The sequence below is a fragment of the Mesorhizobium sp. WSM3864 genome, assembly GCF_002294955.1.
Taxonomy (GTDB): Bacteria; Pseudomonadota; Alphaproteobacteria; order Rhizobiales; family Rhizobiaceae; genus Mesorhizobium.
The window spans coordinates 24,851-39,777 of the sequence record NZ_NSGD01000028.1 but is presented as its reverse complement, the minus strand read 5'-3'; the positions used below and the strand labels follow the sequence as shown (position 1 = coordinate 39,777).

General features: G+C 61.2%; 15 protein-coding genes and 1 pseudogene. 2 read left to right on the top strand and 14 right to left on the bottom strand.

From position 1 onward, the window contains the following. Nucleotides 1-216 (top strand): annotated as a pseudogene (gene groEL / locus CK215_RS28570) (chaperonin GroEL); the annotation flags it as partial. 253 nt (nt 217-469) lie between these two features. Here the strand turns inward: groEL and ccoS are convergent. The 8 genes from ccoS to ccoN form a co-directional block, all read right to left on the bottom strand. Next, on the bottom strand, nt 470-625 hold the full coding sequence (gene ccoS / locus CK215_RS28565) for a cbb3-type cytochrome oxidase assembly protein CcoS (RefSeq protein WP_095776523.1): 156 nt from the start codon (nt 623-625) through the stop codon (nt 470-472). Next, entirely contained in the window at nt 622-2,901 is a 2,280-nt protein-coding gene (locus CK215_RS28560; protein ID WP_095776524.1) for a cation-translocating P-type ATPase, read from the bottom strand. Before CK215_RS28560 ends, ccoS begins: the two co-directional genes overlap by 4 nt. Continuing rightward, a complete protein-coding gene (locus CK215_RS28555) occupies nt 2,898-3,395 on the bottom strand; it encodes a FixH family protein (protein WP_095776525.1) in 498 nt (165 codons plus the stop codon). The genes CK215_RS28560 and CK215_RS28555 overlap by 4 nt, the downstream gene beginning before the upstream one ends. Next, nucleotides 3,392-4,933, bottom strand: coding sequence for a cytochrome c oxidase accessory protein CcoG (gene ccoG, locus CK215_RS28550; RefSeq protein WP_095832911.1), 1,542 nt, complete (start codon nt 4,931-4,933; stop codon nt 3,392-3,394). Before ccoG ends, CK215_RS28555 begins: the two co-directional genes overlap by 4 nt. Before the next feature lie 231 nt (nt 4,934-5,164). Beyond that, nucleotides 5,165-6,028, bottom strand: a complete 864-nt coding sequence (ccoP, locus tag CK215_RS28545; protein WP_095832908.1) for a cytochrome-c oxidase, cbb3-type subunit III — start codon at nt 6,026-6,028, stop codon at nt 5,165-5,167. Continuing rightward, nucleotides 6,025-6,180, bottom strand: coding sequence for a cbb3-type cytochrome c oxidase subunit 3 (locus tag CK215_RS28540; protein ID WP_095776688.1), 156 nt, complete (start codon nt 6,178-6,180; stop codon nt 6,025-6,027). The genes ccoP and CK215_RS28540 overlap by 4 nt, the downstream gene beginning before the upstream one ends. A gap of 10 nt (nt 6,181-6,190) precedes the next feature. Continuing rightward, complete coding sequence (gene ccoO, locus CK215_RS28535; RefSeq protein ID WP_095776527.1) at nt 6,191-6,922, bottom strand: cytochrome-c oxidase, cbb3-type subunit II; 732 nt, start codon at nt 6,920-6,922, stop codon at nt 6,191-6,193. Nucleotides 6,923-6,933: 11 nt separating this feature from the next. Further along, nucleotides 6,934-8,544 (bottom strand): cytochrome-c oxidase, cbb3-type subunit I, encoded by a 1,611-nt coding sequence (gene ccoN / locus CK215_RS28530; RefSeq protein ID WP_095776528.1) that lies wholly within the window; start codon nt 8,542-8,544, stop codon nt 6,934-6,936. Nucleotides 8,545-8,735: 191 nt separating this feature from the next. Here ccoN and CK215_RS28525 point away from each other — a divergent pair, with 191 nt between their 5' ends. Continuing rightward, nucleotides 8,736-9,203, top strand: coding sequence for a hemerythrin domain-containing protein (locus tag CK215_RS28525; protein WP_245418860.1), 468 nt, complete (start codon nt 8,736-8,738; stop codon nt 9,201-9,203). On the opposite strand, the gene CK215_RS28520 is transcribed toward CK215_RS28525, so the two are convergent. From CK215_RS28520 to trbL, 6 genes are all read right to left on the bottom strand, one after another. Next, the gene (locus CK215_RS28520) at nt 9,200-9,958 is read right to left on the bottom strand and encodes a Crp/Fnr family transcriptional regulator (protein ID WP_095825950.1); all 759 of its coding nucleotides are present in this window, start codon (nt 9,956-9,958) and stop codon (nt 9,200-9,202) included. The two genes, CK215_RS28525 and CK215_RS28520, sit on opposite strands and share 4 nt — an antisense overlap. Nucleotides 9,959-10,338: 380 nt before the next feature. Beyond that, nucleotides 10,339-10,611 (bottom strand): DUF2274 domain-containing protein, encoded by a 273-nt coding sequence (locus CK215_RS28515; protein WP_095832907.1) that lies wholly within the window; start codon nt 10,609-10,611, stop codon nt 10,339-10,341. 13 nt (nt 10,612-10,624) lie between these two features. Then, nucleotides 10,625-11,839: a TrbI/VirB10 family protein gene (locus CK215_RS28510; RefSeq protein WP_095832906.1), complete on the bottom strand. Its 1,215-nt coding sequence runs from the start codon at nt 11,837-11,839 to the stop codon at nt 10,625-10,627. Nucleotides 11,840-11,850: 11 nt separating this feature from the next. Then, nucleotides 11,851-12,879, bottom strand: coding sequence for a P-type conjugative transfer protein TrbG (trbG, locus tag CK215_RS28505; protein ID WP_095828286.1), 1,029 nt, complete (start codon nt 12,877-12,879; stop codon nt 11,851-11,853). Then, nucleotides 12,869-13,600 carry a conjugal transfer protein TrbF gene (gene trbF, locus CK215_RS28500; RefSeq protein WP_095832905.1) on the bottom strand — a complete coding sequence of 244 codons (732 nt, stop codon included), beginning with the start codon at nt 13,598-13,600 and terminating at the stop codon, nt 12,869-12,871. Before trbF ends, trbG begins: the two co-directional genes overlap by 11 nt. After that, nucleotides 13,601-14,923: a P-type conjugative transfer protein TrbL gene (gene trbL / locus CK215_RS28495; protein WP_095802349.1), complete on the bottom strand. Its 1,323-nt coding sequence runs from the start codon at nt 14,921-14,923 to the stop codon at nt 13,601-13,603. Between the last annotated feature and the right edge of the window lie 4 nt (nt 14,924-14,927).

Genomic DNA, 14,927 nt, shown 5'->3' with positions numbered 1-14,927 from the left:
ACCGGCGAATATGGCGACATGATCGCCATGGGCATCGTCGACCCGGTCAAGGTCGTCCGCACCGCTCTCCAGGACGCAGCCTCGGTCGCCGGCCTGCTCGTCACCACCGAAGCCATGATCGCCGAAGCTCCGAAGAAGGAAGCTGCCGGCGGTATGCCGGGCGGCATGCCCGGCGGCATGGGTGGTATGGGCGGTATGGGCGGTATGGATTTCTAAGGTCCACGCACCTGCAACAATCTCGAGGGGCGGCAGCGATGCCGCCCCTTCTCTGCCGCGGAGCCAAGCCCGATCGCCCATTCGCAAGGCTACACACGGCGGCACTTTCACGGCGGACACCAATGACTGACTTCATTCTGTTCGCCCTTCCTTGCCCAGGCGGCTGACAGTGCATTAGGCCATGGCCTATGGCGCGATCTCCTTCACAGTGCTCCGTCGGTGTTCCGCCGGCGCAGGCTTCAGCGGCGGTTGCTCAGCGTCCGGGCTTGTCGTCCTGGTCGATGAGGATGCGCTGAACGGCTCCATCAAGATCCTCATATTGGCCACTTCTCAACGCCCATAGAAAGCCAGACAGCCCCAGTGCGCCCAAAAATAGGGCGACTGGTATGAGGTAGACGAGTGTCGTCATGACGCCCGCGCTGATGAGCGAATGCCGGAACGCCTTGCCGAAGAAGCCCTTGTCAGCTCGGCGAGCATAAAGCCCTGCAGCCTCAGCGCGTTTCCGATTACCAGCAGCGATGAGGCGGACATCGCGACCGCCGCGATTACCGGCGTGACGTGGCCGAGGATAGCGATCGGAACGGCAACGGCGTTGTAGATGATCGCGATGGCTATGTTCTGGCGGATCAGCCGCCCTGCCTTTCGCGAGACGCCCAGCGCAAGGGGTACCGCCGAAAGGCTTTCACGCAGGAACACGAAATCGGCGGCGTTGCGGCCCACATGGGCGGCGGTGGCTGGAGCGATCGAGACGTGCGCCGCGCCCAGCGCTGGGCTGTCGTTGAGCCCGTCGCCCACCATCAGGACCTTGTGGCCGGCCTTTGTCAGCACTTCGATCCGCTCAGCCTTCCCGGACGGCAGCAGCGCCGAAACAAAACTGTCGATGCCCAATATTCTTGCGACATCGCCACAGGCGTCTGCGGTATCGCCCGACAGCATTTCGACCGAAACCCCGGCATCGTTCAACTGCGCCAAGGCAGCCCCGGCATCGGGGCGCAAGGCATCCTCGAAAACGAAGGATGCGACAATGCCCCCGTCTTTCGTCAGAACTGTTCCGCCATGCCCGCTTTCGCCATAGGTTCGGGCCTTACATCTAGCCCATCGGCGCCGGCCCAGCCGCCAGATACTTCCGGCGACAGTGGCTTCAATTCCAAACCCCGGATGCTCTGTGACGGCATCGAACTTGTGCTGCCCCCCAGCAGCGGCAAAACCGGCTATGGCCTTTGAAAACGGATGACGCGAATGCGCGGCCATATCGGCGGCGATCGCCAGCACGGCCGGATCGATCGACGACGCATTGACGAGCCGGGGCTGTCCGAGCGTGAGCGTTCCGGTCTTGTCGAACACCGCCGTATCCATCGCCGCCAGGCGCTCCATGGCCGAACCGTCCTTGACCATGATGCCGCTTTCGAACAGACGCCGCGCCGCGACCACCTGCACGATCGGCACGGCGAGGCCGAGCGCACATGGACACGTGATGATGAGAACGGCAATTGCAGTCGTCATTGCCAGGTGCCAGTCGCCGACCGCAACCATCCAACCGATGAATGTTATTAAGGCCGTGAGATGGACCACCGGAGCATAGAGGGCGGAGACACGATCGGCGATGCGGCGATAGGGCGAGCGGCCGCCCTCCGCCGCCTCCATCAACCGAACCATTTCCGCCAGGAACGAGTCCTTCGCGGCGGCTGTCGCCTCAATCGTGAGCGAGCCGGTAAGGTTGAGTACCCCAGCCTGCACGAGGACGCCTGGCGCCACGTTTCTGGGCGTGCTTTCGCCGGAGACCAGGGAGCAGTCGAGATCAGATGATCCCCGAATGATCTGTCCGTCGACAGGAATCCTTTCGCCCGCTGCGATGAGCAGCTGCATTCCCGGTTCGATCTCGACAACCGGCAGGTAGTCGCGCGCGCCCTCGCCGCGCAGCACCATGGCACCACGCGCCGCCAGCTGCGACAGACCGTTTACGGCGGTCCGGGCCCGCTCGCGCATGACATGATCGAGCGTACGCCCAATTAACAGGAAGAATAGCAGCGATACCGACGCGTCGAAATAGGCGTGATCGCCATGATTGATCGTCTCATAGAGACTCATGGCGTAGGCCAGCGACACCCCGACCGCGATCGGCACGTCCATATTCATGCGGCCGTGGCGCAGCGCGTTCCAGGCCGAGCGGAAGAAAATGCCGCCGGCGAAGGCAAGCGCTGGGAGGGCGATCAGCGCAGAGACCCAGTGGAACAAGTCGCGGGTCGCGCCTTCGGCGCCGGACCAGACCGAGACCGAAAACAGCATGATGTTGCCCGCCGCAAAACCAGCAACCGCGACCGCGCGGATCAGTTCGGATAATGTCTTGTTCTTGTCGCCGACCTCGGGGTCGAACAGATGCACCTGGTAGCCTAGCCGCCCAAGCGCGAGGACGAACGGTGGCACGTCGTAACCACGCCATCTGACCGAGACCCGTTTCGTCGACAGGTTGACGCGGGCGCTCTCGACGCGATCGAGCTTTCCCAATGCCTTCTCGATCGTCTGGATGCAGGCTGCGCAATGAACTGTCGGAACTGAAAGGTCGATCTGGCGAAGATCATCGCCAACCAAGTGGCTCGCCAATCTGATCTCCTGGCCAGACGGCAGGACCGATGTGGTACCGGTCAGATCCATCGGCAGTTCCGCGCCGGGTGCACAGCAGCTCATTGCAGCGCTCCTTGCGAAATCATGATCCGGCGAACGTCGCGATAGGGCTCCGCGAGTCCGACGTCGGCATCGACTTCGACGATCCAGACGCCATCCTCAGGCACATCCTGTCCTGCAAACTCCTGAGCCGAAGCAAAGGCAAGAGTGACGGACTTGTCCTTGGCCTCATAAGCGGGATGACGAAACAGTATCTTCACGCCATGCACGGGAACCTGCTTGCCGGTGGCATCGCTTAAGCTGTAGCGGACCTCACTCCGAGCGATCGTCAGGTTGCCGGTCCAGCCGAGTGCCGCCTGCGCGCGCCCTTCCTCGGCCTTTTTGTTGAATAGCTGACTGGCCACATAGGTGTTCTCGACGACAAGACCGGTCCAGCTTTTGCTAGCGAGCGCCGCCATGGTCAGGTTGACGGCGACAACCACGCCGAAAAAGCCGAGAATGGTGAGCAGCATATGCCTGCCGGTGAACTCACGCGTATTTCGCGTATGGGTGCTCATCTGGCGATCTCCGGTGCGTTGAAGGTGGCCGTGTATTCGTCCGATTCGAAGTTCGCCTTATCCTCGACCCGGAACTTGAAGGTTTGTGCAACATGTCGCACCTCACCCGCTGGCTGGCGCACGAAAATTTTCAGTATCTTCAGCCGGTCGGGTTCGACCGCGATGCTGGAGAAGCGATCTGCCGGCAGATCACTGCCGACGACGCTCATTTCGGCTCCCTGCAAGCCCTGCAACGCGACAATGATTGTCCTTGGCTCGGGGATCATGTTGAGCAGTTTGACGGTATAGCCATTGCGGATCGAACCGTCGGACAGCGTCACGAACTGTGGATTGCGGTCATGCAGGACGTTCAGTTCGAGCCTATCGCGCGTCAGCAGCGAATAGAGCAGGCCCAGCCCGATCATCGACCACAGGCCTATGTACACGTAGGTGCGCGGCCGAAAGATCTTGCGAATGTGAAAATACGCCACCTGATCGCAGAAGGTGCCGACAGCAGTCCTGACCAGCGACGGATTGATCGAACTGGAGCCGCCTGCTGTCGCCAGCATCATGTTGGCATTGTAGTCAAAGAGCGTTGCGTAGGAGATCAGCCCACGCTCCTTGCCGAGCTTGTCCATGACGCCGTCGCAGGTGTCGATACACAGCGCGCAGGTGATGCATTCGAGCTGCTGGCCGTCGCGAATGTCGATCCCCATGGGGCACACCGCGACACAGGCATTGCAATCGACGCAGTCGCCGAGCCGCTGCCCGACCGCGTGGGCCTTCTTGGCGTGCCTCGAACGAGGTTCGCCGCGCCAGTCATTGTAGGTGACTGTGAGCGAATTCTCGTCGAGCATGGCAGCCTGGATGCGCGGCCACGGGCACATGTAGGTGCAGACTTGCTCGCGCATCAGCCCGCCGAACGTGTAGGTGGTCGCCGTCAGCACCGCGATGGTGACGTAGGCGACCGGAGCGGTGGTGCCGGTGAATACCTCGCTGATCAGCGTTGGCGCGTCGGCGAAATAGAGGATCCAGGCGCCGCCGGTGGCTGCCGCTATGACCAGCCAGATGGCGTGCTTCGATACGCGCAGTACCAGTTTACGCACCGTCCATGGGCCGGCGTCGAGCTTTATGCGGGCATTGCGATCGCCTTCGATGGCTCGCTCCACCACCACGAAAAGATCGACCCATACCGTCTGCGGGCAGATATAGCCGCACCAGGCGCGGCCGACGGTGGACGTGATCAGGAAGAGGCCGGTTCCGGCCATCATCAAAAGGCCGGCGACATAGTAGAATTCCTGCGGCCATATCTCGATGAAGAAGAAATAGAAGCGGCGGTTGGCAAGATCGATCAGCACGGCCTGATCAGGAGCAAACGGTCCTCGATCCCAGCGCAGCCAGGGAGTCAGATAGTAGATGCCCAGCGTGATCGCCATCACGAGCCACTTGAAGCGGCGGAAGCTACCCGAGGCGCGCTTGGGGAAGATTTTCTTGCGCGGTGCATAGAGCGGCTGTCGTGTCTTGGCGGAGTTAACCACTTTTGCCTCGAGCCGCTCCATCTGCGTTTTATCCGGCACCTGTATCTCCACTTGCCCACGGCTTATGCATCGTTGTGCGGCGGACTTGTCCGCGTCGACAGACGTCCGCTCTTGCAGCGAGCCCGCTTCGCCGAATGGGACCGCGTCGCCTTGCAGCAGGGTACAACTCGCCGCATGCCGGAATGGTGTCGAGGCCCGGCAAAGCCGGGCCTCGTCGCTTGGCGGGGGAGGGCTGAGAATAGGCTTCCGTTCCTATTCTCCGCCGCCAAGCGAATGCACATAAACCGCAATTTCCTTAACCGTGGTCTCGCCGAGACGCCCGATCCAGGCCGGCATGACGCCGTGCTTCGGCGCACGGACCTGGACGGCGACGGCTGTCTCGCCCGATCCGTAGAGCCAGATCGCGTCGGTCAGGTCGGGTGCGCCGAGTTCCCTGTTGCCTTTCGCATTGTCGCCGTGACAGGCGACGCAGTTTTCTGCGAAAATCTTGGCGCCGGGTTGAATCAGACTTGCATCGCGGACCTTGCCGGAAAGGCTGGCAACATAGGCGCTCACCTGTGCGATCTGATCGGCGGTGATGATGTCGCCGAAGGCCGGCATTTCCGACAGGCCCGTGTCCGGATCTGACGCGAAGCGGATGCCGTGCGCGATCGTTTGCTGGATCTGCTCGGTCGTGCCGCCCCACAGCCAGTCATCGTCGTTCAGGTTTGGAAAACCTTTCGACCCTTGGGCGCCGGAGCCATGGCACTGCGTGCAGTTGACCTTGAATGCGGCGCCGCCGGCCGCGACCGCGAATTCGCGCAAGGCGTAGTCCGACGCAATTTCAGAGACGCTTTTCGAGCCCACCGCCGCGGCGTATTTGCCTTTCGCCGCTTCCGCCGCCGCCAGCTCATTCTTGGCATCGTTGCGGCTGGAATATCCAAGCACACCCTTGGTTGCGGAAGACAGCATGGGCCAAGCGGGATACGCGATTGTATAAGCCACCGCCCAACCGACGGTGATGTAGAAGGTTATCACCCACCATCGGGGCAATGGGTTGTTGAGCTCCCTTATCCCGTCCCATTCATGACCGGTCGTTGAGATGCCCGAGACTTCGTCGATGTGCTCGTTGCTCATGTTCGGTCGCCCTTGAGTGGAATCTGGGCGGCTTGCTCGGCCTGTGTTTTGCCGCCGGGACGCAAGGCAAAGGCAATGCTGCCGACGAAGAAGAGCGCCATAGCAAGCAGACCCCAGCTGTCCGCGGATTCCCGCATCAAATCATAGCTCATTGCGTCCCCCTCAGCGGTAGCCGGCTGCATCGTCATAGGTCTTGAAATCGACCAGTGTTCCCAGCATTTGCAGATAGGCGACGAGGGCATCCATCTCGGTCACCTGCTGCGGATTGCCGTCCAGATCGCCGACCTTGGCTTTCGGATAGCGTTTCTCGAGGCCGGAGCTATCGGCATTCGGGTCGGCCTGGGCCATTAGATCGGCATTGGCGTGCGCGATCATGTCATCGGAGTACGGGACGCCAACACCCGCGTTCGCAACCAGATGTGTCGAGAAGTGTTTCACCTCGATCGGAGCGTCCTTCAGGAAGGCATAGCGAGGCATGATAGATTCCGGCACCACCGAACGTGGATCCACAAGGTGCTGAACGTGCCATTCGTTGGAATAGCGGTTGCCGACTCGTGCAAGGTCAGGGCCGGTGCGCTTCGAGCCCCACTGGAAGGGGTGGTCGTACATGGACTCAGCCGCCAGGCTGTAGTGGCCGTAGCGTTCGACCTCGTCCCGGAAAGGCCTGATCATCTGGCTGTGGCAGAGGTAGCACCCCTCGCGCACATAGATGTTGCGTCCGGCAAGTTCGAGCGGCGAGTAGGGACGCATGCCCTCGACCTTCTCGATCGTGTTGTCGAGATAGAACAGCGGTGCAATTTCGACGATGCCGCCGACGGTGACGACAAGAAGAGAGCCAACGAGAAGCAGCGTGGCGTTCTTCTCGATGATCGCGTGTTTGTCTGTCAAGCCCATTGTCTGGCTCCCTATTCGGCCGGCCGAAGGGCGGGCTCGGAACCCGGCATTGGTTGCTCTTCGCGCTGGTATCCGAGGATGGTCATGGTGATGTTCCAGGCCATGATCATGGCACCGGAGAGGTACATGGCACCGCCGATGGCACGCATGACGTAGTAGGGATGCATGGCCGCGACGGTTTCGGCGAAGGAGTAGACGAGGAACCCCTGCTCGTCGTATTCGCGCCACATCAGGCCTTGCATGATGCCGGACACCCACATCACCGCGGCGTAGACGACGATCCCCAGCGTCGCCAGCCAGAAGTGCCAGGTGACGAGCCGCAGCGAATAGAGTCGGTCACGGTTCCACAGTTTCGGCACCATGTAGTAGATCGCGCCGAACGAGATCATGCCGACCCAACCGAGCGCGCCGGAATGGACGTGCCCGATGGTCCAATCCGTGTAGTGCGACAGCGAATTGACCGTCTTAATAGACATAATCGGACCCTCGAAGGTCGACATGCCGTAGAAGGCGACTGCCATCACCATCATGCGGATGATCGGATCAGTGCGCAGCTTGTCCCAGGCGCCCGACAGGGTCATCAGGCCGTTGATCATGCCGCCCCATGACGGCATCCACAGCATGATCGAGAACACCATCCCGAGCGTCTGCGCCCAGTCGGGTAAGGCGGTGTAATGCAGGTGGTGCGGGCCGGCCCAGATGTAGAGAAAAATGATCGCCCAGAAGTGGATGATCGACAGCCGGTAGGAATAGACCGGGCGGCTCGCCTGCTTGGGCACGAAATAATACATCATGCCAAGGAAGCCGGCCGTCAGCAAGAAGCCGACCGCATTGTGGCCATACCACCATTGCGTCAAGGCGTCCTGGACGCCGGAGAAGGCGGAGTAGCTCTTCGAGCCGAGGAAAGAGGCCGGCATCGACAGGTTGTTGACCACATGCAGCATCGCGATGGTCACGATGAAGGATAGATAGAACCAGTTGGCGACGTAGATATGCGGTTCCTTGCGCTTCAGGATGGTGCCGAGGAACACGATGAGATAGGCAACCCAGACGATGGTCAGCAAGAGGTCCACGTACCATTCGGGTTCGGCATATTCGCGGCCCTCGGTGATGCCGAGCAGGTAGCCGGTCGCGGCCATGACGATAAACAGCTGGTAACCCCAGAAGACGAACCAGGCCAGATTGCCGCCAAACAGCCGGGCGCGGCAGGTGCGCTGGACAACATAGAGCGATGTGCAAAGCAGTGCGTTGCCGCCGAAGGCGAAGACGACTCCCGATGTGTGCAGCGGGCGCAAACGGCCGAAATTGAACCAAGGGCCGATATTAAGCTGAGGGTACGCAAGCTCCAGCGCGATGAGCACGCCGACGAGCATGCCGACGACGCCCCAGAACACCGTCGCGATGGCGCCGTAGCGGATTGGACCATCCACATAGGCGGATGGGTCGATCGGCGCCGCGGGCTTGAAATCCGTATTGCGCAGCAGGATCGCAGTGAAGCCAGCCACGGCGAAGAACAAAACCCACATGTGCTGGCGAAAAGGTTCATCCACCCCCAGGCCGGCAGCTACGAGGGCGCCAAAGGCAAACAGGCTTAGAAGGACGATCTCCGTGCCAAATTTCATGACATGTCCCCGACCAGGATTCCAATGCGCCACGCTAAATCCGCGGTGCATTAATTCCCTAGTTGCCGCCTGCTTGCCCTGATCCATGTCAGAGCCGCGCGATTTTGCTTCGGGCAGCATCGAGTTCGGTGAATCAGAAGGTGGCGATTTGAACGAGGAAACGCAGCACGGGCGACCCCACTCACGGACAAGTGCAGCTTCCCGCGTCGGGCCGGCACAGAGGCGATTCCGGGCGAGGTCATGAAGCGTGCCCATCGGGAAAAGCTGAATCTCTGCGACTCACTGGAAGCATTGCCGATGCACTGCCGAACGTCGACCGCCTCAAATGTCTTGGAACGGCCAAGAAAATCGTTCCGCTGCTCCGTGACATTCATGGGTTTGAGGAGACGGTCGTCTTCCCTGCGTATGAGGCGCAGTTGACGCCGGCCGAGGGCAAACTTGCCTCTACCAGCCGGTTGCGCGTCGAGCACCTTGAGGATCAATGCTTCGCTAGCGCGGTGGCCGAAACGCTCCTAGCGATAGGTCATGGTAATCCGATAGAGAGCCCGGAAGCTGTCGGGTTCATGCTACGAGGCTTCTTCGAAGGCTTGCGGCGACACATCGCTTTCGAACGCGAGCACGTCCTGCCGCGGATCGCAATAAGCGACGTAGGCGCTTAGGTCTCAAAGGCCGGTTGCCGCGAGCCTCGGCCGCCGCAGCGCTGCTCCAGACGGATCATGCTGTCCACCGTTACATGGCGGTTGTTCTTGATCCGGATCACGCCGTCAGCCCGCAATCGCGTAAGCTGGCGGCTCACGGTCTCGTTCGTCAGTCCAAGGAAATCAGAGATGTCGGCACGTGTCAGGGGCAGATCGAAGCATGAGGACCTAGCCGCCGGGTCGATACTGGAATCCATATTCTGGGCGATCATGAGGAGAAAGCTCGCCACCTTCTCGGGTGCGGTCTTGCGCCCGAGAGTCACCATCCATTCAAGTGCCTCGTCGAGTTCGTTGAGCGTCTGCTTGAGCAAGCGAAGCTGGAGTTCCGGTGATTCCTTCATTATCCGTTCAACGGCCGCCTTCGGAAACGAGCACAGCGAGACGGAGGTTGCCGCTTCCACATTGATCGTGCTTTTCACCTTGAAGGGCCGGCCCAGAAAATCCGGTGCGAACCGAAGACCGACAATCTGCTGGCGGCCGTCCGAAAGGCACTTCGTCAGCTTCACAACGCCTGAAAGCATGTTTGAATAGCTGTCAACAGCCGCGGCGTCGGCGATCAGTTCGACCCCCGGCTCGATTTTGTGCCGCGACGAAGTCTTGGCGAGCCAAACCAAATGGTTTCGATCGAGCGCACCACAGATCCCGCGATGCCGTGCGGCGCAAGACAGGCAAAGAACGGGAATGCCGGAACTGTGAATGTCCTGCTGTACTGTCATTACGCTCGCGCCATCGATCCCAAGTTCGGCAGGATAGCAAGCGATGGCAGAGAAATCCTTGCGGCAGTTTGTCCGTGCGGAGGCTGACCGAAATCAGGGCTTTGACTCTTTGACGAGTCCAGACTTCCGGCGAGGCAAAAACGACGGACCACCAAATGAGACCGGAATTAGCTGCCAGGCTTGGCGAGACATAGGGCGCCACTTTATGATCCTTTGACGACGCGTGTATTCCCAATGGGGGTCGCATGGCAGAGGAGGCCCGCCGGAACCCGCAGGCAGGGCTCCAGTTTGTATCCGCCCAGGACCTTGGATTGTTCGCGCGATTCTTTCACTGAATGTCATCGACGCACCCCATTGCGGCTCCGCTACTCAGCCTTCGATTACTCGGAACCTGAACCTGACACGCGTCGCAATTTCTCTGACGTGCCGGCGGCAGGCAAGCTTTCCTTTCTGGCCCTGGCAAACGCGCGATCGCCTTCCAAGAACCCGACCAGCATGAATGGGATGAGCTCAGCTACTGTCTCAGACTCATTATAGGTCTGTCGGTAAAGCGCCGCGTAGTCCTTCAGTGCTTGGCTGAGGCCCGCGCTGACGGTGATGGTGATCTTGGAAGGCGTCCGGTCCGGAAGCTTTCCTAACTTCAAGTTCGCCATGAGCGGCTCCTATTCAATTTGTGTATGGTCGTAGCACGATGTCCTTGTGCACGATGACGCGCAGCGGCCAACCAGGACGGACAATAATGGTGGGTTGAATATTGAGGTTTTTTTCGGTGATGCGCTGGCCAGCTTGACTGACGTTCTGTTGAGTGGATTCCCGGATCGCCTTGACGAGGTCGCTTTCGCTTTCTCCAAAGCTCAACTCGGTGCCGACGCCCAACAGCGTGGCTAGAGCAACTCCCTTGATCAGCTGCCAGGTGTGGAAATCCACCTGGTCCTCCAGCCCTGCATAGCCGGCAGTATCTGTCGCTGGCAGATTGTCGATTTCAATCGACGACCCGTCGGGCATCACGATGCGCTGCCAGACTAGCAACGCGCGCTTCTGTCCAAAAGCGACGACACTGTCATAGGTGCCGATGAGCCGCGAGCCCTGCGGGATGAGCAAGGTGCTGCCGGTGACTGTGTCCTCCACATTCTCGGTGACCTGTGCAACCACGAGGCCAGGCAGGTCGGAATTGATGCCGGTGATGAGGCTTGCGGCGATCACGCTGCCGGCCATCAGCTGGTGGGGCGAAGCCGGAGTCTGCAGCGCGTGCGGATTATAGATCCCATTTGTGCTCTGCTGGACGAAGTCGAGCTTGCGCTGCTGATTGTTCTGATCACCCTCAGCCGGTGCAACGGAAGCCTTGGCGTCTCCCGCGTCGGGTTGTGCAAGTGGTGCTTCAAACGGCGGCCGCGCTCCCTGCGCATTGTCGGCGACCTTCGTTTCCCTGGGCCGGTTCTCGATCCGGAACATGACTTGCGACTCACGTGCCTCGATCGCCTGCTGGGCAAGCCGGTCCTCCTCGGCGGAGGCCTCCTGCCCCGGGGCAATGCCAAGCTGTCGCTGGCGTTCAAGAATGGGGCGGCCGAGATCGCCGGGCAGAGGTGGCCCAAGCACGGCAGGCTTCGGCTTCATTACGGAATAGTCCTTGGGAAGCGTTTCAAGTCCCTCCGCGGTTGGCTTACGTTCGGTGTTGTAGAGGTCTTCCGCCTGCTCTCTGATGCGCAACGCCGTCCCCTGAAGCGCTATCATCGTGACGCCCAGAATTGCGCCAGATCCAAGTGCAGCGATGGCGACGATCACGCCGCGTCTGAACCGCACCGCGCGGCGAGGAGAAGCCCGCAACTGCAGCTGCTCGGGATCGAGTTTCGGCGGTGCATCTGGTGGGAAACTGTCGGTCATGAGTGCTCCCCTCACCTGCTGGACCGCGCGAAGAGCGGTATTCGCCGCGGCGGTTGCCGGCCGTCGATCCTGGTGATGCGGACCACTTGCTGCTGCTTGACGCCGAGGCGCAATTCGGCGGCGGCAAAGAGACGATCGACGATGTAATAGTTCCCGCGCACGCGGTAATTGACGAGCTGGTTGCTCCCGTCAGCACCCACGATGAAGAGTGGCGGTGCCTCACCCTGATCAATGCGCCGCGGGAATTCGATATAAACCTTGTTGCCGTCGTCGAAGGCACGCATCGGCCGCCAAGGCGGCGTGTCACCGTTTATCGAGTAGCGGAAGCGAATGTTTTCGAGCGCCACATTTGAAGCTGCCGGCATGGCGGCGTCGGCCTGCGCATTCCGCTGGCGTAACGCGATGATCTGGTCTTCGCTGTAAGTCCAGGAGATCGCCGCCATGGCAGTCTTTTCGGTACTTTGAAGCTGCAAATGGTATGTGCGCCGTTCCGTGGTGATCACCAGATTGGTGCTAAGCGCCGGGGCGAACGGTTTGACCAGCACATGGGTGCGCTGATTGTCACCGGTGCCGCTGACGGTGTCGCCAATCACCCAGCGCACGGTGTCACCAGCCGACACGGCTGTTAGCTTCTCGCCCGGCTGTAGAGCGATATCGGTGACGCGCTCCGGCGCGGCGTAGAGCTGATAAAGTGCGCCGTCGGTGAAGGGATAGACCTGGACCGCATTGACATAGCCATATCTCGTGGGTTGCTGCGTCGCCGCCTTGTTGGCATCGGTGACCCTTTCTTCAGGGGAGCGCTTTTCCTCAGCGACCTTATCCGGATCGGGCTGCAACTGGCCCGGTAGCGGTAGCGGCTTTGGGACCTGGACAATCTTCACCGATTTCTCCGGCGGCTTTTCGATCGCGGCTGGTTTGAAATCGGCAGCATCGTAGGAAATCTCAGGCGGTGGCACCGGCTTCGAGGCGCAAGCGGGAAGGACGGCTGCTGACGCGAACAGGAGTAGCGCGGCACGGAATGATGGGACTCTATTTGTCATTTGCAGGCTCCTTCGGGGAAACGAATGTTGGCGCGGCGCTGTCGAGCTCACGCGACCAGTCGATGGCGTTGATGAAGACGCCGAGCGGGTTGTTGCGCAGCTGGTCGGTATTGCTCGGGGGGCGGATCACGATGGTGAGGATCGCGGTCCAGCGCGTCGTGCTGGCAAGGCTGCCGCGCTCAAAAACCTGCTCAGTCCATTTGACCTGAAACGAGCTGTCGGAAGCCCTGATCACGCTGGTCACTTGCACCGACACGCTGCGCGTGCCGATCTTACCGAAGGGGTCGTTCGACTTGGCGTACTCGTTGAGGAAAAGCGCCGCCCGGTCCGTGGCAAAGTCGTAGGCCGCAAGCCAGTTCTGCCGTACCAGCACTGGGTCGGTGGAGATCGAACGGACATTCTGGATGAAGCGGCCGAGATGCCAGGCGATCTGTGCATCGGACGGCTCGTAGTCCCGGATTGCCGATGCAACGGCGCGCGCCTCACCGAAGCGGTCGACCTCGACGACGTATGGCACGACACGGCTCTGCATCGACTGCCACACGAGTCCGCCGGAGAGCCCAGTCGTTAAAGCCAGGCAGCCAAGAGCCATCAGCCGCCAATTCCGGGCCTGCACCCGCGATGAGCCGATGCGCTCATCCCATAGCTGGGCGGCCTTCTGATATGGCGTGACCGGCTCGGGCGTCTTGCCGTAACGTTGAACGGGTCGCTTGAAGAGCATCTAGTCGTCCTTGTCATTGAGAGAGGGATTGGCGGTGCCGCCCGGTCTGTCACCGTCGCGGACGGCTTGGACGGCGGCGTGGCGATGGGCACGAGCGGTCTGTTCGGCGCGCATGCGTCTCGCCCAATTGGGCGCGGTAGTAGGAGCAGAACCGGCCGGACCTCCGGTCATTGACGCGGTCGGCGCACCGCCGCTGGCGGTCCATGCGGCTTCGCGCCCGGCATTGACGCCAGGCCCGAAGCTCCCCGCAGCAGATCCTGCTGCTCGCATCGCGGCGCCGCCGGCGGCGCTTGCCACACCCTGCATTCCAGCAGCCACACCGGACAGGCCGGAGTCGGGCGAGGTTGCTCGTCCTAGCTGCCAAGCCGAGGAAGCTGCCGAGCCCACGGTCGTGCCGGCTCGGACGGCGGCAAGCCCGCCGCCGGTTGCCAAGCGCACACCGGCAAAGGCAGCTCCCCCGGCAACGAGCGCCGATCCGGCAGCGGCCGCCGTGGTCCCGAGCGCGGCGCCGGCCCCGAGCTGCGGTGCGCCAGAGACTAGGCCCGAGGCGATCCCAGGGCCGAAGATTCCGAGCCCGAGAAGCGCCAGCGCGCCCAGCACCTGTGACATGGCCGCCGCCAGATCCGGCTCCTTGCCATGGAGCGCCGAAGCGAACTCGCCGAAAAGCGTGGAGCCGATACCGACGATCACCGCGAGCACCATCACCTTAATGCCCGACGAGATGACATTGCCGAGAACGCGTTCAGCGAGAAACGCCGATCGGTTCCAGAGCGCGAAGGGCACAAGTACGAAGCCAGCCAGGGTGGTGAGCTTGAACTCGAGGATGGTGATGAAGAGCTGGATCGACAGAATGAAGAAGGCGATGATGACCAGGAACCAGGCTATGAGCAGCACGAAGATGGTGAGCGCGTTGCCGAAGATTTCCGGGAAGCCAAGGAGCTGGCTCGCCTGATCGAGAAGCGGCCAAGCGCCCTCGAAGCCGGTCGCGGCAATGCGGCCTGGATGCAGGAGATTGTCGGCGGAGAGATTGCCGGAGGATGCGTTGATGCCGAGGCCGGCAAAGGAGCGGTAGATGGTGTCGGCGAGGTTCTTGAAATTGTTCAGGATGAAGGCGAAGACGCCGACATAGAGCACCTTGCGGATGAGGCGGCCGAGAATGTTGGGCTCGCCGCCGAATGCCCAGGCCAGGCCGGCAAGTGTGATGTCAATGCCGATCAGGATGGTGGTGAGGAAGGCGACGTCGACCGAAAGAAGACCGAACCCGCTATCGATATAGCGGATAAAAGTCTCCATGAAGCGATCGATGACGCCAAGGTCGTTCATGCCG

Coding starts and splice junctions, on each gene's coding strand:
- ccoS (WP_095776523.1), bottom strand. CDS start 625: ATGACGACACTCGTCTACCTCATACCAGTCGCCCTATTTTTGGGCGCA.
- CK215_RS28560 (WP_095776524.1), bottom strand. CDS start 2,901: ATGAGCTGCTGTGCACCCGGCGCGGAACTGCCGATGGATCTGACCGGT.
- CK215_RS28555 (WP_095776525.1), bottom strand. CDS start 3,395: ATGAGCACCCATACGCGAAATACGCGTGAGTTCACCGGCAGGCATATG.
- ccoG (WP_095832911.1), bottom strand. CDS start 4,933: ATGGAGCGGCTCGAGGCAAAAGTGGTTAACTCCGCCAAGACACGACAG.
- ccoP (WP_095832908.1), bottom strand. CDS start 6,028: ATGAGCAACGAGCACATCGACGAAGTCTCGGGCATCTCAACGACCGGT.
- CK215_RS28540 (WP_095776688.1), bottom strand. CDS start 6,180: ATGAGCTATGATTTGATGCGGGAATCCGCGGACAGCTGGGGTCTGCTT.
- ccoO (WP_095776527.1), bottom strand. CDS start 6,922: ATGGGCTTGACAGACAAACACGCGATCATCGAGAAGAACGCCACGCTG.
- ccoN (WP_095776528.1), bottom strand. CDS start 8,544: ATGAAATTTGGCACGGAGATCGTCCTTCTAAGCCTGTTTGCCTTTGGC.
- CK215_RS28520 (WP_095825950.1), bottom strand. CDS start 9,958: ATGACAGTACAGCAGGACATTCACAGTTCCGGCATTCCCGTTCTTTGC.
- CK215_RS28515 (WP_095832907.1), bottom strand. CDS start 10,611: ATGGCGAACTTGAAGTTAGGAAAGCTTCCGGACCGGACGCCTTCCAAG.
- CK215_RS28510 (WP_095832906.1), bottom strand. CDS start 11,839: ATGACCGACAGTTTCCCACCAGATGCACCGCCGAAACTCGATCCCGAG.
- trbG (WP_095828286.1), bottom strand. CDS start 12,879: ATGACAAATAGAGTCCCATCATTCCGTGCCGCGCTACTCCTGTTCGCG.
- trbF (WP_095832905.1), bottom strand. CDS start 13,600: ATGCTCTTCAAGCGACCCGTTCAACGTTACGGCAAGACGCCCGAGCCG.
- trbL (WP_095802349.1), bottom strand. CDS start 14,923: ATGAACGACCTTGGCGTCATCGATCGCTTCATGGAGACTTTTATCCGC.